This window comes from Pseudomonas sp. Irchel s3a12 (assembly GCF_900187485.1).
Lineage (GTDB): Bacteria > Pseudomonadota > Gammaproteobacteria > Pseudomonadales > Pseudomonadaceae > Aquipseudomonas > Aquipseudomonas neuropathica.
Genome location: NZ_FYDN01000009.1, coordinates 98,915 through 120,664, shown reverse-complemented (window position 1 = coordinate 120,664; position 21,750 = coordinate 98,915). Strand labels below are relative to the sequence as shown.

Sequence of the window (21,750 nt, the reverse complement as noted above, 5' to 3'; positions counted from 1 at the left end):
AAGCGTCCTGTCAGTCAACATTATTGTTGAATGATCTGCCGCCTTCGCGAGCAGGCTCGCTCCCACAAGGTTTTGGGCAAGTCATGAGATTCTGAATGGCCTCGCGGGACCTGTTGTTGCTACTGTGGCCAGCCGCAGTTCAGGTGTTTGCCGCTACATGAGTGATCAACCCGTTATCCAAACCGTGTCTGACGCAGACATTCCCGAGGTGCTGGATTTTGTTCTAAAGGCCCGTGCCGAGCTTTTCCCCAAGCTCAGCGCAACGGGCATGCCCGACGATCTGGCGCGTTTTGCCGAGGTTTATCTGCGTGGGGCAGGGCGCTTTCTGATTGCTCGCCACGAAGGGCAGATCGTGGCCTCGATCGGCTATCTTCCTTACGACCGGCGATTCCCGAACCTGGATTATCCCGACCGCAATGTGGTGGAAATCGTGCGCCTGTTCGTCGTGCCTTCACAGCGGCGATCCGGGCTGGCCAGCGCACTGTATCGATCACTCAATGATCTGGCACTCGCTGACGGCGTCGAGTTGATCTACCTGCACACCCATCCGTTTTTACCGGGGGCCATCGCGTTCTGGCAACGGCAGGGCTTCAAGATTATCGACGTCGACGCTGACCCGGTCTGGCAAACAACCCACATGCACAACGTCATGAGTGAAATCTGAGAATCTGCGCCCCATCGAACGGGTCCGTCAGGTAATGCGCCCTGACCCCGAACGTCTCCTGTAAGCGCTGCGGTGTCAGCACCTCCAGCGGCTTGCCCAACGCCACCAGCCGCCCGCGTTCCAGCACCGCCAGACGATCACATTTCAACGCCTGATTAAGATCATGCAGCGCAATCAACGTGGTCACCGGCAACGCCTGCACCACGTTGAGAATGGTCAGCTGATGTTGGATGTCAAGGTGGTTGGCCGGTTCGTCCAGCAACAGGATTTGCGGTCGCTGCGCCAGGGCCCGAGCGATGTGTACCCGTTGTCGCTCACCACCGGACAAGCTGCGCCAGAGACGGGTGCGCAGGTGCATCGCGTCGACGTCGGTCAGCGCCTGCTGAACAATGGCGTCGTCGGCCGCCGACCACGGTTGCAGCGCCGACAGCCAGGGCGTGCGCCCCAGCGCGACAGCGTCGAACACGCGAATACCGTCATCTGTGTCGGCTTGTTGTTCAACCACCGCGAGTTTTTGCGCAATGCTGCGTCGGGCCATTTTGCCCAGGCGTTGACCATCGAGCAGCACCTCGCCAGCGCTCGGTTCACGCAGCCCGGCCAGTAACTTCAACAGAGTGGATTTGCCCGCGCCATTCGGCCCGACAATGCCCAGGGTTTCGCCACGCTGAACCTCAAGGCTGACACCGTTGAGCAACTCGGCGCCGCGCACCCTGAAGCTCAGGCCGGAACAACTCAAAACACTGTTCATCGCGCCGACCTGCGGCCGACCAGAATCAAGGCGAACACCGGCGCGCCGACCAGCGCGGTAATCACTCCGACCGGAATCACCTGGCCCTTGATCAGGGTGCGCGACAGCACATCGGCGGCTATCAGAAACACCGCGCCACCCAACGCACTGGCCGGCAGCAACCGCGCATGACCGGTGCCCAGCAACAGACGCGCGGCATGAGGAATGACCAGACCGACAAAACCGATCGAACCGACAATCGACACCATCACTGCCGTCACCAGCGCCGCACAACCGATCAGCAGAATCTGCACACGCCGCACCGGAATGCCGAGCGACGCCGCCGAATCCGCACCAAAGGTAAACGCATCCAGCGCCCGCCGATGCCACAGGCACACAACCAACCCCAACACGGCCACTGGCACCGCCAGCCACACCGACGGCCAGCGCACGCCGCCGAGATTGCCCAGCAGCCAGAACATGATCCCGCGTGCCTGCTCGGAGCTTGCCGAGCGGGTGATCAGAAACGCCGTCAGCGCATTGAACAGCTGCGAACCGGCGATCCCCGCGAGAATGATCTGCCCTGTACCGCTGGCGGAGCCGCTGACCCGCGCCAGCACAATCACCAGCACGAACGCCGTGACCGCGCCGGCGAAGGCACCGACCGAGAGTGAGATGATCCCGGCACCTACGCCAAGCAGCGCGACCATCACGGCCCCGGTCGAGGCGCCGGCAGAAATGCCCAGCAGATACGGATCGGCCAACGGATTGCGCAGCAGCGACTGCAAAATCACTCCGCAGGTCGCTAAGCCGGCACCGCATGCCGCCGCGACCAATGCCCGGGTCAGGCGGTAGTTCCAGACGATGCCTTCATCGATCGGGTCGAGGACATGCCCGGCGCCCCACAATTTGTTCGCCAGCACTTGCAACACCACGTCCGGTGCAATCGAGGTTTCACCGATGGCCACGCCGGCGACCACTGCAATCAACAGGGTCGCCAGGGCCAGGAGCGTGCGGATCAGGCTGGCACTCATTGCGACAGGTCATAGCCGTTGATGGCCGTGGCCAATTGCTCAATGCCCTCGAACATGCGCAGGCTCGCCTGCATGGCCATGGCATCAAGAATGATGATGCGGTTGTGCTTCACCGCGTCCATGTTGCGCGTCACCGGATCACTGCGCAGGAAGGCGAGTTTCTTTTCATAGTCGTCGGCGGGGAAACGTCGACGATCCATGCGCGCGATGACCAGGAAGGTCGGATTGGCCTTGGCGATGGTTTCCCAACCGACGGTTGGCCACTCCTCATCGGACGCCACCACGTTGCGCACGCCGAGGGTGCTGAGCATGAAATCGGGAACGCCTTTGTGCCCGGCCACGAACGGCTCGATGTCCATTTGTGCGCTGGAGAACCACACCAGCGCGCTGGCGTCTTTGAGCTGTTTGCCTTGGGCGGTGGCAATCGATTTGGCGAGACTGGCCTTGAGTTGATCATTGAGCTGCTGGCCACGCTCCTGAACATCGAAGATCTGCGCCAGTTGGCTCACGCTTTTGTAAATCGTCTCGATGCGAAACGGCGCCAGTCGCGTGCCATCGGCGCCGACGAGGTTGTCCTTGGCTTCGCAATCGGAAGGCAGCAGATAGGTCGGAATCTTCAGTTCATGAAACTGCTCGCGAGTGCCCACCGCGCCTTGCGGGCCGACCATCCATTCCAGTTCCACGGCGACCAGTTCCGGACGCTTGCCGATCACCGATTCGAAACTCGGTTCGTTGTCAGCCAGACGCTCGATCTTGTCATCCTGCGCTTTGTATTTGGCCAGCACATTGTTGAACCACAACGAGGTGCCGACGACTTTGTCGCCCAGGCCCATGGCGTAGAGCATTTCCGTGCCGGCCTGGCCGATGGTCACGGTGCGCGTCGGTGCGTGCTGGAAGGTCAGGGTGCTGCCGCAGTTCTCGACCGTCAGTGGATAGACAGTCGGTGCCGCCTGCGCCAGGGCGCCAAGGCTCAGGCCGGTAAAGAGGGTGGCAACGCGGGGCAGCAGCATGGGGCAGTCTCCAGGGGAACCGTACGGGGAGCGGGAGAGTACGGTCTGGAAACACACCATCGAACGCGGTCAGGAAAACAGCGCAAGGCCGGGCAGCCAACGAAGACGCGCACGGCACGATGTCCTTCCCGGACACCCCGCCGGTTAGTAATCACTGTGCCGGCAGGTCTCCTGACTGATGCGTCATCGCCTGGCTCCGGCCTTCCCGGGATTCACCCAGTGGCAGTCGTGGAGCAGGCTCGGCACCTACAGTTGCGGGGGCAGTTCCGATCAGTGCTGTGCAAGCACCTCGGATTCCCTATTAGTCCCGTTCGGGAACCGACGGCGGCATGGTAGTCGATCGAGCCGCTGAAGGGGAGACGAATCTGCCGTGGCGAGGATTAGTGTTGGCTCATCAAACCGTGCAATACGCCCAAACGCAGGCCCGGTTCGGAGGGCAGCATTTGTGCGATACCGAATACTTTGAATGCCGCCAGCATTAACACCAGACCGCCGGGCAGAATGCTCTGGCGGTGTGGTTGCAGACCGGCAAGCTTGAGTTGTTGCACGTTGTTTACCTTCAACAACAGCAGCGACAGGCGCAGCAGTCCGCCGTAGGTGATGCCGTCCTGACCGAAGTCGTTGAGGCGATTGGTCTTGAGCACTTTGGCGAGCATGCGCGCGGTGCCGGACGAACCGATGGTCTGCTGCCAGCCTTGCGCGCGATAGCGCTTGGCGACATGTTCAAACTGCAGAATGGCGAAGCGTTCAGCCTCCTGTAGCGCGCCGGCGGACACATCGCCGCCGCGAAAGAATCGCGTGCTCAAGGTGCCGCTGCCGATGGCGATGCTTTCGGTTAACAAGGGTTGTGAGCCCTGGCCGAGGATCAGCTCGGTGGAGCCGCCGCCGATGTCGACTACCAGGCGCAGGTCGTCGGCGCTGGGCAAGGCGTGAGTTACGCCGGCGTAGACCAGCCGCGCCTCTTCATGGCCGCAAATGACGTCGATGGGAAAGCCCAGATGCCGCTCGGCACTGGCCAGAAAAAGTTGCGCGTTGTCCGCTTCACGCACCGCGCTGGTGGCCACCGCACGAACACGGCCGGCCTCGAAACCACGCAGCTTCTTGCCGAACCGCGCCAACGCCTGCCAGCCGCGATCCAGTGCCAGTGCATCCAGCGCACCACCGTCAAAGCCTTCGGCAAGGCGCACCGGCTCGCGCAGGGTTTTCACTTCCTGAATCTGCAAGCCTTTGCGGCTGCGCACCGACTGGCCGATCATCAGGCGAAAGGCGTTCGAACCCAGGTCGATGGCGGCAAACAGCGAGGCGTCGTCTTTCATGGGAATCCTTGCAGAGCATCCGTCGCGAGGCTCAAGACGGTTTGCGAGGATTCTGCCGTGATCTTGATGACATCCTGATGACGGGGGCGGGGCGGTTGAATGAATTTTCGGCTGTCATGACACTGTCATTATCCGGCGTCTATGCTGCGGTCAATACATCGCGTGTTCTTAAAGTTTTTGCTGCCATTTTTGGCAGCTTTTTTTTGCCCGCGATCTGGCTGTTGATCGTTCCCACGCTCTGCGTGGGAATGCCTCTAGGGACGCTCTGCGTCCAGTGACGCGGAGCGTCACGGGCTGCATTCCCACGCAGAGCGTGGGAACGATCAGCGCGGGGTGCGGACGATCAATTAGCAGGACTGCGGAGTTTCGCCCCGGGCCAGGCGCGCATTGATGTCGTCGATCACTTCGGGCAGCTCGGCGATGGTGTCGATCAGGTAGTGCGGGCGCGAAGGGGCGAACATTTTGCCGATTCGCGCACGCTCTTCCGCCAGTCGATCCGACGGCAACGCCTTGTATTGCTCATAGGTCAGGCCCAGTGCGTTGCCGGAACAGGTCAATGCCACCGTCCACATGCCGGCTGCGCGCCCTTCGAGAATCCCCGGCCAGGTGTCGTCGACCTTGACGCAGGCGGCCACGTCATCGATGCCCAGGGCAATCACGTTGGCCAAGGCCTGCGCCGGATACGGCCGGCCATTGGGCACTTCATCGGTGGCGACGACATGGTCGGCGACGTAGCCATTTTCCCGCGCCAGTTCGACGACCTTGGCCATCACCACCGCCGGGTAGCCCGAGCACGAACCGATTTTCAAACCCTTGTCGCGCAATGCCGCAATGGCTTCGAGTGCGCCCGGAATCAGCGCCGAATGCAGGGCGATTTTCTCGATTTGCAACGGCATGAAACGTTCGTAGATTGCCGTTACATCGTCATCACTCGGCAAGCGATCAAACGCTGCACGATAGCGTTCAGCAATCTGTGGCAAGTTGCACAGCGTGCGGATGTGATCCCACTTGCCCATGCCCATCGGCCCGCGCGCTTCTTCAAGCGATACCGCGACGCCGAACTCGGCAAAGGCTTCGACGAAGATTTGCGTTGGCGCAAACGAGCCGAAATCGACAACGGTGCCGGCCCAGTCGAGGATCGCGGCTTGCAGGTGAGTCGGTTGTTGGTACTGCATGGTCAATCTCCGTTTTCAGGTAAGCGTGGGCCATCCCTCGGCAATGAGGTAGGCGGTTCAAGGGTCAGTGCTGATCAGGTCAGCGGTGGATTCGCATCAAACAGTTCGGCAATCACCGGTCGGTTGCGGCGGATGCCGAGGCAGCACAGGTGGTATTCGATGAAAAACGGGTGATCGACAAAGGTGATCGGCTTGGTGCCCGGGGTTTCGGCGTACTCGACCGCCGAGACAAACCCGATGCCGATGCCCTTGACGATCGCGTGGACGATGGCTTCGCGGCTGTTGAGTTGCATGACGCAATTGAGATCGATATTGAGGCGCTTGCAGCTTTCTTCCACCAGTTGCCGGGTGCGCGCACTGGATTCGCGCATCACCCATTTTTCGCCGCTGATTTCACTGATGTGAACCTGCGCCTGACTTGCCCACGGATGGTCATCGCGGACCACGGCGATGATCGGATAACGGTGATACAGCCGCGTGTGGAAGCGCTCATCGAATTCCGACAAGGCCAGAATCGCCACGTCGATATCGAAGTTGAATAACCGCGCCAGGGTGTCCTTTTCCGAGGAAAACGAGGTTTCCAGTTCGATATCCGGGTGGCGCTGCATCAGCTCATAGGTCAGGTTCATCGCAATTGGCGGTGACACCGCGCCGAGGCGCAGCATGCCGGTCTTGCGCTGCTTGAAGCTCTGCAACAGTTGCACGGCTTCATCCTCCTGACCGAACAGGCCCTGAGTGATCGCATAGAGCTTGTGCCCGGCGGCGCTCATTTCGATGTAGCGGCCACGGCGATGGAACAGCTCGACCGAGAAGGTCTTCTCCAGAGCGTTGACCTGTTCGCTGACGGTCGGCTGACCGACGCTGAGAAACTCGGCAGCAAGGGTAAAGCTGCCGGTCTTGGCCACCGCATGAAATGAACGCAACCACTTGTGATACTGGTACATGCAAGCCCCGTCAGCGTCGAATGAACAAGGCCACTGCCGCACTGCACAGGCAGGCGCTGGTGACCACTATGAAGATCAGAGACGTATTTGCCGTGGTGTCAAGCAGACGCCCGATCAGTGGCTCGGCCAATCCGGCGAACAGGTACGAGGAAAAGTTCATGATCCCGGTCGCCGTACCGGCGCGTTTGGCCCCGACCAGATCCGGGCACAGCGCCCAGAAACTCGAGGCCGGGCCGTAGACGAAGAAGCCGCAAAGGAACAGGGCGATCAGGCCGATGACGCTGTGTGGGGGCAGGCTCCACATCCACAGGCTGGTCGCGGCGCCGAGGAACATATAGAGCATGATCGCCAGATACCGCTTGGAGCCGAACAGTTTGTCCGACACCCAGCCGTTGCTCAGTGCACCGACCGCCATGCCGACGGGGAGGGCGACAGTGATCCATTTCGGATCGATCATGCCGTCACCACTTTTCCAGTCAGCGCCGAGAAAGTGCACCGGCACCCAGACGATCAAGCCGTAGCGCGCCGCGTTCTGAAAGCCCAGTGACAGCGCGGCGATGAGCAGGCGAGGGTTCTTCAGCACGGCTTTGTAGCGTTGTGCCGAGGATTCGACTTCGCCCTGTGCCGCTTCCTGATGTTTGTCGTCAGCGTTGGCCACGCCGGTATCACCCACCGGTTCGAAGCCCAGATCCTGCGGGCGTTCGCGGGCAACCAGGTAGAAAATGATCCCGCCGGCGAGCATCAGCAGCACTGGCAAACGGAAGATCCAGCGCCATTCCAGTTGCAGCACTTCGAGCACGACGATAGAGGTGACGTACGACAGAATCGACGCGCAGCCGGCGGCGAAGGTGTAAAAACCATAGACCTTGCCGCGCTCACCTGCTGCCCACCAATTAGCAATCAGCCGACCGCCCGGCGCCCAGCCCAAGGCTTGAAAGTAACCGTTGACGCCCCACGGCAGAATCAGGCTGGTGAAACCACTGGCAAAACTGGTTGCCCAGTTCGCCGCGCAGGACAGCACCGCACCGAGGGTCATGATGCGCCGGCCACCGAATTTGTCGGCGAGGTTGCCGTTGATCGCCTGGCCAATCGCGTAGGCCCAGAGCATCGCCGCAGAGGCCCAGCCGAGGGTTTCTTTGCTCAAGCCGAACTCGGCCTGAATCCCCGGAATGGCAAAACCGAAGGTCTGCCGACCGGTGTAGAAAAACAGGTAACAGAACATCGCCGCCAGCAGCATGCGCCACTGGGCGACCCGGAACGAGGCAGAACGGACGGCGAGACCAGGCATTGTTTCGGCACGATTCATGATCTTTTCCTTATTGTTGTCGGTTCCCGCCGGGTGTCGTCGGCGGGTGCACTCTTTTTCGGTGCGGCAGGAAATCACCGCGGCTGCATGCCGCTGGCGGTGCTTGGGTGACTCGGGTGTTATCAGGCGTCAGGCGGCTTGTGAACCGATGAAGTTCTTGCCGCGCGCACCCTGCATCGCGAGCTGGATGATGGCTTCGGCGTCCTTGGCCGAGACGCCGTAATCGGCAAACTCGGTCTTCACCCCGAGGCTGTGCAGGAACTCGCGCAGTTGCTGTTGGGCTTTGCCCAGGTCCGCGCCGAATACCCGTTGCAAGGTACGGTCGCGCGTGGCGTCGTGGCCCCAGGCCAAACCCAAAACCAGCGGTAAGGTGAAGGAGCAGGCGATGCCGTGGGGCAAACCGTGGCGCAACGTCATCTCATAGGAAATCGAATGCGCCAGCGCGGTTTTGGTGTTGGAAAATGCCAGCCCGGCCTTGAGTGCGGCGAGGGCCATGCGCGTGCGCAACTCTTGGCTCGACAGATCTTTGTGCAAACGCGGCAGGCATTCGAGAATGTCTTCAATCGCGGAAATGGCAAAGGTGTCTGAGACCGGGTTGGCGTTGACGTTCCAGATCGCTTCCAGCGCATGGGACAGGGCATCGAGCCCGGTGGAAACGGTGACGCCGGCCGGTACGGTGAGCATCAGTTGCGGGTCGATGATCGCCACCCTTGGCCAGGTGCAGTCCAGGTGCAGCGAATATTTCTTTTGGCTGGCGCTGTCCCAGATCGTCGCCCACGGGGTGACTTCGCTGCCGGTGCCGGCGGTGGTCGGTGCGGCGATCAGTTGTTTGCACCGGGCTGGCGTGAAGGGCTTGCCGCTCGACAGCAGGCTCAACAGTTCATCGAAACGGCCGGATTCGGTGCCGACGATCAATGCCTTGGCGGTATCGATGGCGCTGCCGCCACCCACGGCGAGGACCACGTCACAGTCACCGGCGTGTTGCCAGAAGTGCTCGTAAGTGCTGCGCAGATGGGCGACGTCGGGGTTGGGCTGAACGTCTTCGAACACATAAACCAGACGCGCACCGAGCAAGGCTTGCAGGCGATCGACCAGCCCCAGGCCACGCGCTTCGGGAAAGGTAACGAGGGCCACGGTCTGCTGTTCGGTGAGGGCGGCGAGGTCTTGCAGGCTGCCCCAGCCGAAACGGGTATCGACGGGGTTCTGGTAGCGGGCAGTCATGGTGAATCCTTCTTGTTGTTGTCGTGTGGCGCCATACTCAGCGCCCGTCGACAACGGCTCAAATCGATAATTCGCAGGTTTGAATCGGCTCAGCCGATAACAGCTTTACGCTAGTGCGCCGAACCGCTCTGGATGGCGGCACGCAACCGGCCGGAAACGGCATCGGCGACGATCACCATGAAGGTGATGACGATGATGCAGGTCGCAGTTTCCTGGTATTTGAACAATTTGAGACTGCTCACCAGTTCGAAACCCAAGCCACCAGCACCGACCATGCCCAGCACCGTGGCCGAGCGCAGGTTGACTTCGAAGCGGTACAGAATCACCGCAATCCATGCGGTGATGACCTGCGGCAGCACACCAAACACGATCACCTGCAGTGGTCGCGCACCGGTCGCTTGCAGCGCTTCAATCGGGCCTTGGTCGATCTCTTCGATGCTCTCGGCGAAGAACTTGCCAAGCATGCCCAGGCCATGCAACGCCAGCGCCAATACGCCGGGGAACGGGCCGAGTCCAACCGCCGAGACGAAGATCAGCGCGAGGATCAGTTCATTGATGCTGCGGGTGAAATTCAGTGCCTGACGCGTGGCGTGAAATACCCAGCGGTTGCGGCTCAAATTGCGTGCCGCGAGAAACGACAGTGGAATCGCCAGCAACACGCCGAGCAGGGTGCCCCAAATGGCGATCTGCAAGGTTTCCACCGCTGGCGCGAGCAGACGCGGAAGAATGCTCAGATCCGGTGGGAAGGTGCGCGAAAGGAAATCACCGATCTGTGGCAACCCCGCCGCCAGTTCACCGAGGCTGAGCTGCGCGCCTTGTGCGCTCCATTTCAGCGTCCACAGCACGATCAGGACGACGGCGCCGGTGGTCAGCCAACTGCGCGGGCCACGGGGCCGGTCGCCGACCCACTGATAGTTTTGCGATTGCATGCTCAGGCCCTCGATGCAGTGCAGTAGGACAGGGTGGGCGTGGGCACGTCAGCAGGGGATTGCGCCGATTGCCCCGGATAGATTCGCGCCAGATCGGCGTCGGTCATGCTCGAGGCTTTGCCATCGAACACCAGGCTGCCATTGGCCAAGCCGACCACGCGGTCGCCAAACTCACGGGCGTATTCGACCTGATGCAGATTGCACAGCACAGTGATGCCCAGTTCGCGGGTGGCATCGCGCAAGTACTGCAACACCAGGCGAGCGGTTTTCGGGTCGAGACTGGCAATCGGTTCATCGGCCAGAATCACCTGCGGCCGTTGCGCCAAGGCGCGGGCGATGCCGACGCGCTGTTTTTGTCCGCCAGACAACGAATCGGTGCGCTCGCCAGCCTTATGCGCCAGTTCGACGCGCTCCAGACATTGCATGGCAAGCGCCACATCGTCACGGCGGAACAGTTGCAGAATCGAGGCGAGGGTACCGACGGAACCGAGGCGACCGGTCAGCACGTTCTTCAGCACACTCAGGCGCGGCACGACGTTGTGGTGCTGAAAAATCATCGCCACTTCACGGCGCAGAACGCTGGTGTCAGGGCAGGCGAGGGCGTCGATGCCGGCCACGTTCAGCGTGCCGCTGTCGGCCTGCGCCAAGCGATTGATACAACGCAGCAAGGTCGATTTACCAGCGCCGGACTGACCGAGCACCACGACGAATTCGCCGGCCGCGACCTCCAGGTTGATGCCACGCAGCACCGGGTTGCTGCCGTAGTGTTTGGTCAGTTGGCGGATGCTGATCATTTCATGCTCCGCAAATCGAGATCGAGCACCTTGGCGGTTTCGCGCACCACGTCATACGACGCGTCGGTGGTGGGCTGGAAGCCGTTGAGCAGGCCCTGATCGCCCCACGGCACATCCTTGATCGAGGCCAGTGCATCGGCGACTTTCTTCTTCAGTTCCGGATCGAGCGCCTTGCGCCAGACCATCGGCGACTCAGGAATCGGCTTGGAACTCCAGACTATTTCGAAGTCATCCTGCTTCACCACACCTTTGGCCACGGCGCTGGCGAAGATGCGGTCAGCCACGGCCGCCGCGTCGACTTTCTTGTTCTCCACCGCAAGGATGCTGGCGTCGTGGGAACCGGAGAAAATCACCCGTTTGAACAGGCTGTCCGGAGCAAAACCGGCCTGCTCAAGGCCTGCTTTCGGGAACAGATGGCCGGACGCGGAACTTGGGTCGACGAACGCGAACGTATGGCCCTTGAGGTCTGCCAGTGAATGAATACCGCTGTCCTTGCGCGCCAGAATCACGCTTTTGTACGCGCTCTGCCCGGTCTTCTTGGTCACCGCCACCGAGAACGCCTCGACATCCGCCACCGAGGTCGCCAGCACGTAGGAGAACGGCCCGAGGTAGGCGACATCGAGCTTGCCCGAACGCAGCGCTTCGATGATGCCGTTGTAATCGGTGGCCACGAACGGCACCACCGGCATGCCGATTTTGGCTTGCAGATCGTCGAGCACCTGTTTGCTCGATTCGATCATCGCCTGGGAATCTTCAGAGGGGATCAAGCCAATGGTCAATTTGTCCTTGGCCCAGACCTGGCTGGCGCCGAGGGCAATGACGGTGAGGCTGGCGACACGCAGAAACTGTTTGATTGTTTTCATGGCATTCCACGGTGTGGTTGGGAGTTGCCACAGGCTAGGTCTGTCACGTGACAGTCATTCAATCAATTCAATATGGGAAACAGCAGCTAACTATTGATGGAGTCTATGGATGTCAAGCGCGAAATTGCGGGCCTTTCTCGCCGTTGCCCGTCACGGCAGTTTCAGTGCCGGTGCGCGGGCGACAGGGCTCAGCCAACCAACACTGACCACGCAAGTACAAGCCTTGGAACGCCAGCACAATGTTGAGCTGTTCCATCGGCGCGGGCGGCGGATCGAGCTTTCCGATGTCGGGCGGCAGTTGCTGCCGATCGCGCAACGGATTGCCTTGCTGGAACTGGAAGCGCACAACCTGCTGCGCGACTCTGGACGGCTCGACAGCGGCCAGCTCAAGGTTGGTGCGGTGGGGCCGTTTCATGTGATCGAGATGGTCGACAGCTACCTGCAACAACACCCGAACATCGACGTGTCGATCCGCGTGGGTAACTCGGCACAGGTGCTGTCGGATCTGGAAAACTATGTGACCGACATCGCCGTGCTGGCGGGGCGTCAGGATGATCCGGCGTTGTGTTCGGTGCGTTATGCGCGGCACGCGATCATTTTGTTCGCGCACCATGAACATCCGCTGGCCAATCGTGGCAGCGTGCGGTTGGAGGAACTGGAAGGGCAGCGGCTGCTGCAACGCGAGCCAGGCTCGACCACACGACTGGTGCTGGAACAGGCGCTGAATGCGGCGCAGGTCAAACCGCGCATCGCCATGGAAATCGGCAGCCGTGAGGCGTTGCGTGAGGCGGTGGTGCGTGGGCTGGGGTTGGGGGTGGTGTCAGAAGCGGAGTTCATTGCCGACCCGAACATCCGCACGATCAGAATCGAGGGCGAAGAACTGTTTACCGAGACTTATTTGTACTGCTTGGCGGAGCGGCGTTCCAGTCGGCTCATCTCATCGTTTTTCGACGCGGCGCTGGGTTGATTTGCAATTTCGCGTGAGGCTTGGCTAATATACGATCCATATACACATCGTATCGGATCCATATATGGGCATCGTAAAGATTTCAGAGGACATGCACGAGAACCTGCGTATCTCCAGCAACGCCCTCAGCCGCTCGATCAACGCGCAGGCCGAGCACTGGATGCGCATCGGCATGCTCGCCGAGCTGCACCCCAACCTCGACCACAGCGCCATTTGCCGCTTGCTGATCCGTGCCGAACAGAACGGCGGGCTGGATCTGCAACAACTGACTCAGGAAGCCGTCAGCGCATGAGAAACCAGATCAAGATCAACACCCCGGCCGACATCGCGCAATCGCGTGCTGCCGGCAAACTCGCCGCTGAAGTGCTGGCCATGCTGGTGCCGCATGTGAAGGCGGGCGTCACCACTGATCAGCTCGATCAACTGTGCAACGACTACATCGTCAACGTACAGAAAGCCGTGCCGGCCAACGTCGGTTATCACGGCTTTCCGAAGACCGTATGCGCGTCGGTTAATGACGTGGTCTGCCACGGCATTCCGTCGGGCACGCCGTTGAAGGATGGTGACATCGTCAACCTCGACATCGCGGTGATCAAGGACGGTTGGTTCGGCGACACCAGTCGCATGTACGTGGTCGGTGAGGCGACGCCTGAAGCGCAGCACCTGATCAAGACCACTTACGAGGCGATGTGCGCGGGTATTCGTGTGGTGAAACCGGGCGCGACGCTGGGCGACATCGGCCACGCGATCCAGAGCTTGGCGGAGAAAGAAGGCTTCAGCGTGGTGCGCGAGTACTGCGGGCACGGGATCGGCAAGGTCTATCACGATGAGCCGCAGATCCTGCATTACGGCTTTCCGAATCAGGGCATGAAGCTCAAGGCCGGGATGATTTTTACCGTGGAGCCGATGCTCAATGCCGGCAAGCGTCATGTGAAGAATATGCCGGATGGCTGGACCGTGCTGACCAAGGACGGCTCGTTGTCGGCGCAGTGGGAACATATGGTTGCGGTGACGGAGACGGGCTTCGAAATCCTCACGGCGTGGCCGGATGAGATTGAAGGCTACCGCGCTATTGTCTGATACCGCGTCGACTGTTTCCCTCACCCTAGCCCTCTCCCAGAGGGAGAGGGGACTGACCGAGGTGTTCTTTCGAGGTACGCCGACGTGTGATACCGAGTCGAACTCGGATTTGAACAGCATGGCGACTGGTTCCCTCACCCTAGCCCTCTCCCGGAGGGAGAGGGGACTGACCGGGTTATTCTTTCGAGGTACGCCGACGTGGGATACCGAGTCGAACTCGGGTTTTGAACAACACGAAGATCGGCTCCCTTTCCCCCTCGCCCCCCTTGGGGGAGAGGGCTGGGGTGAGGGGGTAGATCCCACAGACAACACGCTATCAGTGAGCGCCGGCAGCCTTGTTCAGATCGCTTTCGGTCCATTCGGTGTAGACGCACGCATCGGCAGTGGCCCAGCGCACTTGCACCGGGTCGCCAGCCTTGAGCGGCATGCCGGCGGCTGACAGTGCTTTCACCGTCATCGAAGTCCCGCCCGAGGTGACCACGCTGCAGGTCTGGCTCTCACCGAGAAACAGCACTTCCACAACCTTCGCTGAAACCTCATTCCAACCCGAAGGCAACGGCTCGCTAATCGCCTGCGCCACGCTCAACGCCAGTGCCTTTTCCGGCCGCACCATCAGCAAAACATCCTGATCGGTGTACAACCCAGCGGTCAGTCGAATCGACAATGACTGTCCTTCAAACGAAGCCGCTGCATTGCCCTGCGCCTTAAGCTTGAGGAAGTTCGAATTGCCGAGGAACGACGCCACAAACGCATTCGGCGGATTCTGATAAAGGTCATAACCGCTGCCCAATCCAACAATCTTGCCATGACTGAAAATCGCAATGCGCTGCGACAAACGCATGGCTTCTTCCTGGTCGTGGGTCACGTAAATAATGGTAATGCCCAGGCGACGATGCAGTTGGCGCAGTTCATCCTGCAGATCTTCACGCAGCTTTTTATCCAGCGCACCGAGCGGTTCATCCATCAGCAGGATGCGTGGTTCGTAAACTAGCGCCCGGGCAATGGCGACACGTTGCTGCTGGCCGCCAGACAGTTGCGAAGGGCGGCGATGCGCGAACTGTTCCAACTGCACCAGTTTCAGCATTGCATCGACACGCTTGTCGCGCTCGGCGGCGGCCAGTTTGCGGATCGCCAAAGGAAACGCGATGTTGTCGCGCACCGACAGATGCGGGAACAGCGAATAACGCTGGAACACCATACCGATGTCACGCTTGTGCGGCGGCACATTCACCAGCGACTGACCGTTGACGAGGATCTCGCCACTGCTCGGCGTTTCAAACCCGGCGAGCATCGACAGCGTGGTGCTTTTGCCCGAGCCGCTGGAGCCGAGGAAGGTGAGGAATTCACCGTCCTTGATGTCCAGCGAGATGTTGTCGACGGCAGCAAAGTCGCCGTAGTGCTTGTTCAGATTGCGCAGGCTGACCAGGGGTTTGTCATTCTGCTGGGAAGCGTCTTTGATCACGGCACTCATGTCGTACTCCTGGGCGCTCAGGCGCTGATTTCGTTGCGCCGGCGCAGCGCGGCGGCGATGACCATGACCAAAACAGACAAGCCGATCAGCAGCGTCGAAGCGACGGCGATCACTGGCGTCAGGTCCTGGCGCAGGGTGGTCCACATTTTTACGGGAAGGGTTTGCAGGGTCGGGCTGGCCATCATCACGCTGAGCACCACTTCGTCCCACGACACGAGGAAGGCGAAGAGGGCGCCGGCGACCATGCCCGGACGAATCGCCGGGAATGTCACTTTGAACACCGCTTGCAGGCGTGAAGCACCGCAAATCACCGCCGCGTCTTCAATCGACTGATCGAACAGTTTCAGCGAGTTGATGATCGAGATGATGGTAAACGGCAGCGCGACGATCACATGGCTGACGACGAACGCGAACATCGTCCCGGTGTAACCGAGCTTGAGGAACAGTGCGTACACCGCCACGGCGATGATCACCAGTGGCACGATCATCGGCAGGGTGAACAGACCGTAGAGCATTTCCCGACCGGGAAAACGCCCGCGCACCAGCGCAAACGCGGTCGGCAAACCGAGGGCTACGGCGCAGATCGTGGTCAGCACGGCGACCTTGAGGCTGGCCACTGCGGCGTTCATCCAGTCGGGGTTGGAGAAGAACTGGCCGTACCATTTCAGCGTCCAGCCCGGTGGCGGAAACACCAGCCATTGCGAGGAACCGAACGACAGCAGCACGATGAAGACGATCGGCAACAGCAGGAACAGACCGATCAGCCCGGTGGTGGCGTAGAGGCCGAAGCGCATGCGCCGGCTCATCGCATTGGGGGTCAGGAGCATGTCGGCTTACCTCGCGTTACTGGCGCCAACCGGGGATTCCGGCTGAAGCTTCAGGTAGAAGTAGAACAGCACCAAAGTGATCGCGATCAGCAACGCAGCGCCGGCACTGGCCAGGCCCCAGTTGAGGAACGATTGCACCTGCTGAATGATGAACTCCGGCAGCATCATGTTCTGCGCGCCGCCGAGCAGCGCCGGGGTCACGTAGTAACCGAGCGACATGACGAACACCATCAAGCCACCGGAGGCCAGACCCGGCCGGCACAGCGGCAGGAACACCCGGAAGAAGTTGGTCCACGGACTGGCGCCGCAAATTGAACCGGCCTGCAGAATCATCGGGTCGATGGCCTGCATGGTTGCCTGCAACGGCAGCACGATGAACGGGATCATGATGTAGCTCATGCCGATCACTACGCCGGTGAGGTTGTGCACCATTTCCAGCGGCTGATCAATGATGCCCATCGCCATCAGAGCCTTGTTGATCACGCCCGACGCTTGTAGCAGCACCAGCCACGAATAGGTGCGGGCGAGCAGGCTGGTCCACATCGACAGCAGCACGATGTTGAGAATCCAGCGTCCCCAGCCGCGCGGCACCAGCGTGATCGCCCAGGCCAGTGGAAAGCCCAGCAGCAGGCTGAACAGCGTTACCAGCCCAGCCACCGAAAAGGTGTTGAGCAGCACTCGGGCGTAAGCCGAGTTGGCGAACAGTTGTTCATAGTTGCCAAGGCCTGGCGTCGGTTCAAGCACGCCGCGCAACAGCAGACCAATCAACGGCGCGAGGAAAAACAGGCCGATGAACAGCAGCGCTGGGGCGAGGTTGCCGGCGCCGCGCCAGCGTTGTCTGAGGGACGGGGCTTGCTGCATCGCAACCGCCTGTGTTCCGTGGGCCGAGCCGGCAGCGCTGGTCGCGCTCCCGGTGGCAGTGGAGGGACGGGACGCGGTGGCCGCCATTTTCATTTGACCAGCCATTCGTTCCACCGTGTCGCGATGGCCTGGCCGTTTTTGGCCCAGTACGCGAAATCAAGAGTGATCTGATCCTTAGCGTAGGCAGTCGGCAGGTTGGGAGCCAGCGTCGAATCCAGACGCTCCACACTGTCGAGGTTGACGGGGGCGTAGGCGGTCAGGTTGGAGAAGTCGGCTTGGCCTTTGGCGCTGCTGGCAGCAGCGAGAAACTTCATCGCCGCGTCCTTGTTTTTCGAGCCCTTTGGAATGACCAGAATGTCGGCCATGACCAGGTTCTGTTTCCAGCTCACGCCGACCGGCGCGCCGTCTTCTTGCAGGGCGTGAATGCGACCGTTCCAGAACTGGCCCATGCTCGCTTCACCGGAGGCCAGCAGTTGCTGCGACTGCGCGCCGCCGCCCCACCAGACGATGTCTTTCTTGATGGTGTCGAGTTTTTTGAAGGCGCGATCCAGATCCAGCGGGTAGAGCTTGTCGGCCGCTACGCCGTCGGCCAGCAGCGCCAGTTCGAGCACGCCGGGGCTTGGCCATTTGTACAGGGCGCGTTTGCCGGGGTAGGTTTTGGTGTCGAACAGGGCGCTCCAGTCCTGCGGCTTGTTGGCGCCGAGTTTGCCCTCGTTGTAGCCGAGGACGAAGGAGAAGAAGAACGAGCCGACACCGTGATCGCTGACGAAACGCGGGTCGATCTTGTCGCGCTGAATGACTTTGAAATCGAGAGGTTCGAGCAGGCCTTCAGCGGCGGCGCGCAGGGCGAAGTCGGCTTCGACATCGACCACGTCCCACTGCACGTTGCCGCTCTCGACCATGGCTTTGAGTTTGCCGTAGTCGGTCGGGCCGTCCTGCACGACGGTGATGCCGCTGGCCTTGCTGAACGGATCGGCCCAGGCCTGTTTCTGCGCATCCTGGGTGCTTCCGCCCCAGCTGACGAAGTTCACGCTCTCGGCAGCCATTGCAGCCTGACCGGTGACGCTGAGCAGTCCCGCGAAAAAGATCGCGGTTGCAGCTTTGTTCAACACCATTTTTACGCCCTCATTGTTGTGTTTTTGAGCGGGCTTGCGTTGTTGCCCGCCTGTCGGGAGCAGTAGATGGACCTTCGTTGGAATGTCCGGTCTATGGAATATCATATTATGGTATTCCAAGCTTTGTGCAAGCACTTTGCCTTACCGGTTATCTGGAGGCTGATGGTTTTTTCACTTGAGAGCTGTGTAGAAATTTTAGATCCAGCCCCTCATCGGAACGCCGCCCGCCCAGCCCTCTCCCAATGGGAGAGGGGGAAAGGGAGCAGATCTTCATGTCGTTCAAAACCGCGCTCGACTCGGCATTGGAAAGGGAGCCGATCTTTGTGCTGTTCAAAACCTGAGTTCGACTCGGTATCTCAAGTCGGCGTATAGCGACTAAACACCTCGGTCAGCTCCCTCTCCCTACGGGCGGTCCGACGTTTCGGGAGGGCTGGGGTGAGGGCAGCTTCATTCAGTGAACGGAATACTCTCGACCACTTCCAGGTCATACCCGGTCAACCCGGCGTATTTCAGAGGAGGGCCCAGGTGACGCAGCTTGCCAACCCCAAGATTCTGCAAAATCTGCGCCCCAGTCCCGACCTCCGAATAAATCCGCGATTGCGAGCGGCTGAACTGCCGTGGCGGCTGAGTCAATTGCGGCACCCGCTCCAGCAGCGCCTGCGACGACTCATGATTGGCCAACACCACCACAACCCCGTGCCCCTCAGCCGCCACCCGTTGCAACGCCGCCCACAGCGTCCAGTTCGTTGGCCCGCTGTACTCGGCACCGACCAGATCACGCAGTGGATCGATCACATGCACGCGCACCAGCGTCGGTTCTTCACGGCGCAGATCGCCCATGACCATCGCCATGTGCACGCCGCCCTCGATGCGATCCTCAAAGGTGATCAAGCGAAACGTGCCATGCACCGTCGGCAGCTCCCGTTCGCCGATGCGTTCAATGGTGTGTTCGGTGCTCAGGCGATAGTGGATCAGGTCGGCGATGGTACCGATCTTGATCCCGTGCTTGCGCGCAAACACTTCCAGATCCGGGCGACGGGCCATGGTGCCGTCGTCGTTCATCACCTCGACGATCACCGAGGCCGGCGTAAAACCGGCCAGACGTGCCAGGTCGCAACCGGCCTCGGTGTGGCCGGCGCGGGTCAGCACGCCACCTTCCTTGGCGCGCAACGGAAAGATATGGCCCGGCTGCACCAGGTCTTCAGCGCGGGCATTCGGCGCGACGGCGGCGGCCACGGTGCAAGCGCGATCTGCTGCGGAGATGCCGGTGGTCACGCCCACCACTGCTTCAATCGATACGGTAAACGCGGTGCTGAACACGCTGCCATTGGCCGGGACCATTTGCTCCAGGCCCAAACGCTGGCAATGTTCGTCAGTCAGGGTCAGGCAGATCAGCCCGCGCGCTTCACGGGCCATGAAGCTGATCGCCTCGGGCGTGCAACGGTCGGCGGCCAGCAGCAGGTCGCCCTCGTTCTCGCGATCTTCGTCATCGACCAGCAGGACCATTTTGCCGAGACGATAATCTTCGATGATTTCTTCGATGCTGTTGAAGGCCATGCTGGACTCTCAGGGTTCGTTGGAAATATATTGGTATACCATAATACAAAATCAACAATGAGGTCACTATGAAGGCGTACTGGATTGCTCATGTGGATATAGCCGATGCCGATCATTACAGCCAATACACCCAGCGCGCGCCGGTGGCGTTTGCTGAGTTTGGTGCGAAATTTCTGGCGAGGGGCGGGCGCAGCGAAGCGATGGAAGGACGCGAGACGCCACAGCGCAGCGTGGTGATCGAATTCGAAAGCTACGAAAAAGCCGTGGCGTGCTACCACTCGGCGGCGTATCAGGAAGCGAAAAGTTATCGCGAGGAATGGGCGAAGGCGGAAATCATCATCGTCGAAGGCATCGCCCCACTCTGAAGCCTAGGGTATTGATCGTTCCCACGCTCCGCGTGGGAACGCAGCCCCCTTTCAAAGCCGAACGCGGAGCGTCCGAAGAGGCATTCCCACGCGGAGCGTGGGAACGATCAGAACGACCGCATTCGCGAGCAGGCTCGCTCCCACAGGGGTATAGGTGGTGATCAGCGGATAAAGTGGATCTTGCCGCTATCGTCATTGCCCATGTAGATCCCATACACCCCAGCCTGGCGTTCTTCGATATAGCGCTCGAGAATCTGCCGGATCGCCGGGTAATAGATCTGCTCCCACGGAATGTCTTCAGGCGCGAAGAACTTGTAATCGAGGGTTTCCGGCCCATACTGCCCGGTGATCTCCAGTGCGATCGCACGGAAGATGATGTACACCTCGCTGATCTTCGGCACGCTGAAAATCGAGTACGGCGAGACGATTTCCGCGCGCACACCGCTTTCTTCCCAGACCTCGCGGATGGCCGCTTGCTCGGTGGTCTCGCCGCTTTCCATGAACCCGGCGGGCAGCGTCCAGGTGCCCGGGCGCGGTGGGATCGCGCGTTGGCACAAGAGGTATTTGCCGTCCTGCTCAATGATGCAGCCAGCAATGATCTTCGGATTGACGTAGTGAATGTAGCCGCAGCCGCGGCACATCAGGCGCTCGTGCGTATCGCCCGGCGGCACCTGCTGACCGAGGTCAGGGCCACCGCATTTCGGGCAATAGCTCGGGCTGAACATATCAGTGACCTATACGGGGTTCTTTCAGCGCGATGGGCAGGGTGATGTTCGGCGTGGCGCCGGTCTCTTCCTGTTTGCGCTTAAGGTAATCGAGCGCCACCGCAGCAGCGGCGCGAACGTGATCGACGCAGGCCTGATGCGCCGCCAGCGGATCGCCGCTCTTGATCGCCTCGACCATTTTTTCCATTTCGTGGTTACTCGCGCCGCGACGGTTTTCCTGGGACACCGAGGTCGCGCGCAGGTAGCTGATGCGCGCCTGCAACTGGCGCAGTTGAGTCGCCGCCACATGGTTACCCGAACCTTCGAGCAGCACGTCGTAGAAACCCTGCACCGAGTCGATCACCTGCTGCAACTCGCCGTCCTTCAACGCCTTGCGGTTGTCGTCGAGGGCTTTTTCCAGGGCTTTGATGTCCTTGGCTTTGGCGCGCAGGGTGAACAACTGCACGATCAGTCCTTCAAGTACGCAGCGCAACTCGTAGATATCGACCGCATCGGTGAGGGTGATGATCGCCACGCGCGGGCCTTTGGCATCGGCGAACTCGACCAGACCTTCGGATTCCAGGTGACGCAAGGCTTCACGCACCGACGTACGGCTTACACCGAGGCGATCGCACAGATCGCGCTCGACCAGACGATCGCCGGGCATGAGCTGGAAATTCATGATCGCGCTACGCAGTTTATCCAGCACGATTTCGCGCAGGGTAACGGGGTTGCGATTGACCTTGAAGCTGTCGTCGAGTGGCTGGCGTTTCATGGGGTCCGCTCATTCGGTTGGCTGTCCATGCCAGACGGGCATCTA

At 60.7% G+C, this 21,750-nt stretch carries 24 protein-coding genes and 1 riboswitch; of the genes, 6 read left to right on the top strand and 18 right to left on the bottom strand.

Annotated features, from left to right (window positions below; genetic code table 11):
- Positions 1 to 157 precede the first annotated feature (157 nt).
- The gene (locus CKW14_RS16610) at positions 158 to 664 is read left to right on the top strand and encodes a GNAT family N-acetyltransferase (protein ID WP_176471295.1); all 507 of its coding nucleotides are present in this window, start codon (positions 158 to 160) and stop codon (positions 662 to 664) included.
- Here CKW14_RS16610 and CKW14_RS16605 read toward each other — a convergent pair.
- From CKW14_RS16605 to CKW14_RS16590, 4 genes are all read right to left on the bottom strand, one after another.
- Positions 648 to 1,412: an ABC transporter ATP-binding protein gene (locus tag CKW14_RS16605; RefSeq protein ID WP_095050078.1), complete on the bottom strand. Its 765-nt coding sequence runs from the start codon at positions 1,410 to 1,412 to the stop codon at positions 648 to 650. The two genes, CKW14_RS16610 and CKW14_RS16605, sit on opposite strands and share 17 nt — an antisense overlap.
- Positions 1,409 to 2,413: an iron ABC transporter permease gene (locus CKW14_RS16600; protein ID WP_175559651.1), complete on the bottom strand. Its 1,005-nt coding sequence runs from the start codon at positions 2,411 to 2,413 to the stop codon at positions 1,409 to 1,411. Before CKW14_RS16600 ends, CKW14_RS16605 begins: the two co-directional genes overlap by 4 nt.
- Before the next feature lie 8 nt (positions 2,414 to 2,421).
- Positions 2,422 to 3,435: an ABC transporter substrate-binding protein gene (locus CKW14_RS16595; RefSeq protein ID WP_095125678.1), complete on the bottom strand. Its 1,014-nt coding sequence runs from the start codon at positions 3,433 to 3,435 to the stop codon at positions 2,422 to 2,424.
- A 143-nt stretch (positions 3,436 to 3,578) separates the two neighbouring features.
- Positions 3,579 to 3,773, bottom strand: a riboswitch (cobalamin riboswitch).
- 42 nt (positions 3,774 to 3,815) lie between these two features.
- Entirely contained in the window at positions 3,816 to 4,751 is a 936-nt protein-coding gene (locus tag CKW14_RS16590) for a Ppx/GppA family phosphatase (RefSeq protein WP_095050081.1), read from the bottom strand.
- An 8-nt stretch (positions 4,752 to 4,759) separates the two neighbouring features.
- On the opposite strand from CKW14_RS16590, the gene CKW14_RS29570 reads away from it, so the two are divergent.
- The gene (locus CKW14_RS29570) at positions 4,760 to 5,029 is read left to right on the top strand and encodes a hypothetical protein (RefSeq protein ID WP_141231800.1); all 270 of its coding nucleotides are present in this window, start codon (positions 4,760 to 4,762) and stop codon (positions 5,027 to 5,029) included.
- Positions 5,030 to 5,098: 69 nt separating this feature from the next.
- Here CKW14_RS29570 and phnX read toward each other — a convergent pair whose 3' ends face one another.
- The 7 genes from phnX to phnD all read right to left on the bottom strand — a co-directional run bounded on the left by phnX (position 5,099) and on the right by phnD (position 11,983).
- The gene (gene phnX / locus CKW14_RS16585) at positions 5,099 to 5,926 is read right to left on the bottom strand and encodes a phosphonoacetaldehyde hydrolase (protein ID WP_095050083.1); all 828 of its coding nucleotides are present in this window, start codon (positions 5,924 to 5,926) and stop codon (positions 5,099 to 5,101) included.
- A gap of 74 nt (positions 5,927 to 6,000) precedes the next feature.
- Positions 6,001 to 6,870: a LysR substrate-binding domain-containing protein gene (locus CKW14_RS16580; protein ID WP_095050084.1), complete on the bottom strand. Its 870-nt coding sequence runs from the start codon at positions 6,868 to 6,870 to the stop codon at positions 6,001 to 6,003.
- Positions 6,871 to 6,880: 10 nt separating this feature from the next.
- The gene (locus CKW14_RS16575; protein ID WP_095125677.1) at positions 6,881 to 8,176 is read right to left on the bottom strand and encodes an MFS transporter; all 1,296 of its coding nucleotides are present in this window, start codon (positions 8,174 to 8,176) and stop codon (positions 6,881 to 6,883) included.
- Between the two features lie 129 nt (positions 8,177 to 8,305).
- Complete coding sequence (psrA, locus tag CKW14_RS16570) at positions 8,306 to 9,397, bottom strand: iron-containing alcohol dehydrogenase PsrA (RefSeq protein WP_095050086.1); 1,092 nt, start codon at positions 9,395 to 9,397, stop codon at positions 8,306 to 8,308.
- 110 nt (positions 9,398 to 9,507) lie between these two features.
- The gene (gene phnE, locus CKW14_RS16565) at positions 9,508 to 10,326 is read right to left on the bottom strand and encodes a phosphonate ABC transporter, permease protein PhnE (protein ID WP_095125676.1); all 819 of its coding nucleotides are present in this window, start codon (positions 10,324 to 10,326) and stop codon (positions 9,508 to 9,510) included.
- 2 nt (positions 10,327 to 10,328) lie between these two features.
- The gene (phnC, locus tag CKW14_RS16560; RefSeq protein WP_095050088.1) at positions 10,329 to 11,120 is read right to left on the bottom strand and encodes a phosphonate ABC transporter ATP-binding protein; all 792 of its coding nucleotides are present in this window, start codon (positions 11,118 to 11,120) and stop codon (positions 10,329 to 10,331) included.
- A complete protein-coding gene (gene phnD / locus CKW14_RS16555) occupies positions 11,117 to 11,983 on the bottom strand; it encodes a phosphonate ABC transporter substrate-binding protein (protein WP_095050089.1) in 867 nt (288 codons plus the stop codon). Before phnD ends, phnC begins: the two co-directional genes overlap by 4 nt.
- 109 nt (positions 11,984 to 12,092) lie before the next feature.
- Between phnD and CKW14_RS16550 the strand changes: the two genes are divergently transcribed.
- The 3 genes from CKW14_RS16550 (at position 12,093) to map (ending at position 14,030) form a co-directional block, all read left to right on the top strand.
- Complete coding sequence (locus tag CKW14_RS16550) at positions 12,093 to 12,950, top strand: LysR substrate-binding domain-containing protein (RefSeq protein WP_095050090.1); 858 nt, start codon at positions 12,093 to 12,095, stop codon at positions 12,948 to 12,950.
- 64 nt (positions 12,951 to 13,014) lie between these two features.
- On the top strand, positions 13,015 to 13,242 hold the full coding sequence (locus tag CKW14_RS16545; protein WP_007918027.1) for a ParD-like family protein: 228 nt from the start codon (positions 13,015 to 13,017) through the stop codon (positions 13,240 to 13,242).
- On the top strand, positions 13,239 to 14,030 hold the full coding sequence (map, locus tag CKW14_RS16540; RefSeq protein ID WP_093437755.1) for a type I methionyl aminopeptidase: 792 nt from the start codon (positions 13,239 to 13,241) through the stop codon (positions 14,028 to 14,030). The genes CKW14_RS16545 and map overlap by 4 nt, the downstream gene beginning before the upstream one ends.
- 316 nt (positions 14,031 to 14,346) lie before the next feature.
- Here the strand turns inward: map and CKW14_RS16535 are convergent, their stop codons facing one another.
- The 5 genes from CKW14_RS16535 to ribBA all read right to left on the bottom strand — a co-directional run bounded on the left by CKW14_RS16535 (position 14,347) and on the right by ribBA (position 19,861).
- The gene (locus CKW14_RS16535; protein ID WP_095125675.1) at positions 14,347 to 15,501 is read right to left on the bottom strand and encodes an ABC transporter ATP-binding protein; all 1,155 of its coding nucleotides are present in this window, start codon (positions 15,499 to 15,501) and stop codon (positions 14,347 to 14,349) included.
- Between the two features lie 17 nt (positions 15,502 to 15,518).
- Positions 15,519 to 16,328, bottom strand: a complete 810-nt coding sequence (locus tag CKW14_RS16530) for an ABC transporter permease (protein WP_095125674.1) — start codon at positions 16,326 to 16,328, stop codon at positions 15,519 to 15,521.
- Between the two features lie 6 nt (positions 16,329 to 16,334).
- Positions 16,335 to 17,282, bottom strand: a complete 948-nt coding sequence (locus tag CKW14_RS16525; protein ID WP_166674938.1) for an ABC transporter permease — start codon at positions 17,280 to 17,282, stop codon at positions 16,335 to 16,337.
- Positions 17,279 to 18,304, bottom strand: a complete 1,026-nt coding sequence (locus tag CKW14_RS16520; RefSeq protein ID WP_007918009.1) for an ABC transporter substrate-binding protein — start codon at positions 18,302 to 18,304, stop codon at positions 17,279 to 17,281. The genes CKW14_RS16525 and CKW14_RS16520 overlap by 4 nt, the downstream gene beginning before the upstream one ends.
- A gap of 447 nt (positions 18,305 to 18,751) precedes the next feature.
- On the bottom strand, positions 18,752 to 19,861 hold the full coding sequence (ribBA, locus tag CKW14_RS16515) for a bifunctional 3,4-dihydroxy-2-butanone-4-phosphate synthase/GTP cyclohydrolase II (RefSeq protein WP_095125672.1): 1,110 nt from the start codon (positions 19,859 to 19,861) through the stop codon (positions 18,752 to 18,754).
- Positions 19,862 to 19,929: 68 nt separating this feature from the next.
- On the opposite strand from ribBA, the gene CKW14_RS16510 reads away from it, so the two are divergent.
- Positions 19,930 to 20,226, top strand: a complete 297-nt coding sequence (locus CKW14_RS16510; RefSeq protein WP_095050095.1) for a DUF1330 domain-containing protein — start codon at positions 19,930 to 19,932, stop codon at positions 20,224 to 20,226.
- Between the two features lie 161 nt (positions 20,227 to 20,387).
- Here CKW14_RS16510 and CKW14_RS16505 read toward each other — a convergent pair whose 3' ends face one another.
- Positions 20,388 to 20,951 (bottom strand): NUDIX hydrolase, encoded by a 564-nt coding sequence (locus CKW14_RS16505; protein WP_095050096.1) that lies wholly within the window; start codon positions 20,949 to 20,951, stop codon positions 20,388 to 20,390.
- Between the two features lies 1 nt (position 20,952).
- A complete protein-coding gene (locus CKW14_RS16500; protein ID WP_095050097.1) occupies positions 20,953 to 21,705 on the bottom strand; it encodes a GntR family transcriptional regulator in 753 nt (250 codons plus the stop codon).
- Positions 21,706 to 21,750: the final 45 nt, after the last annotated feature.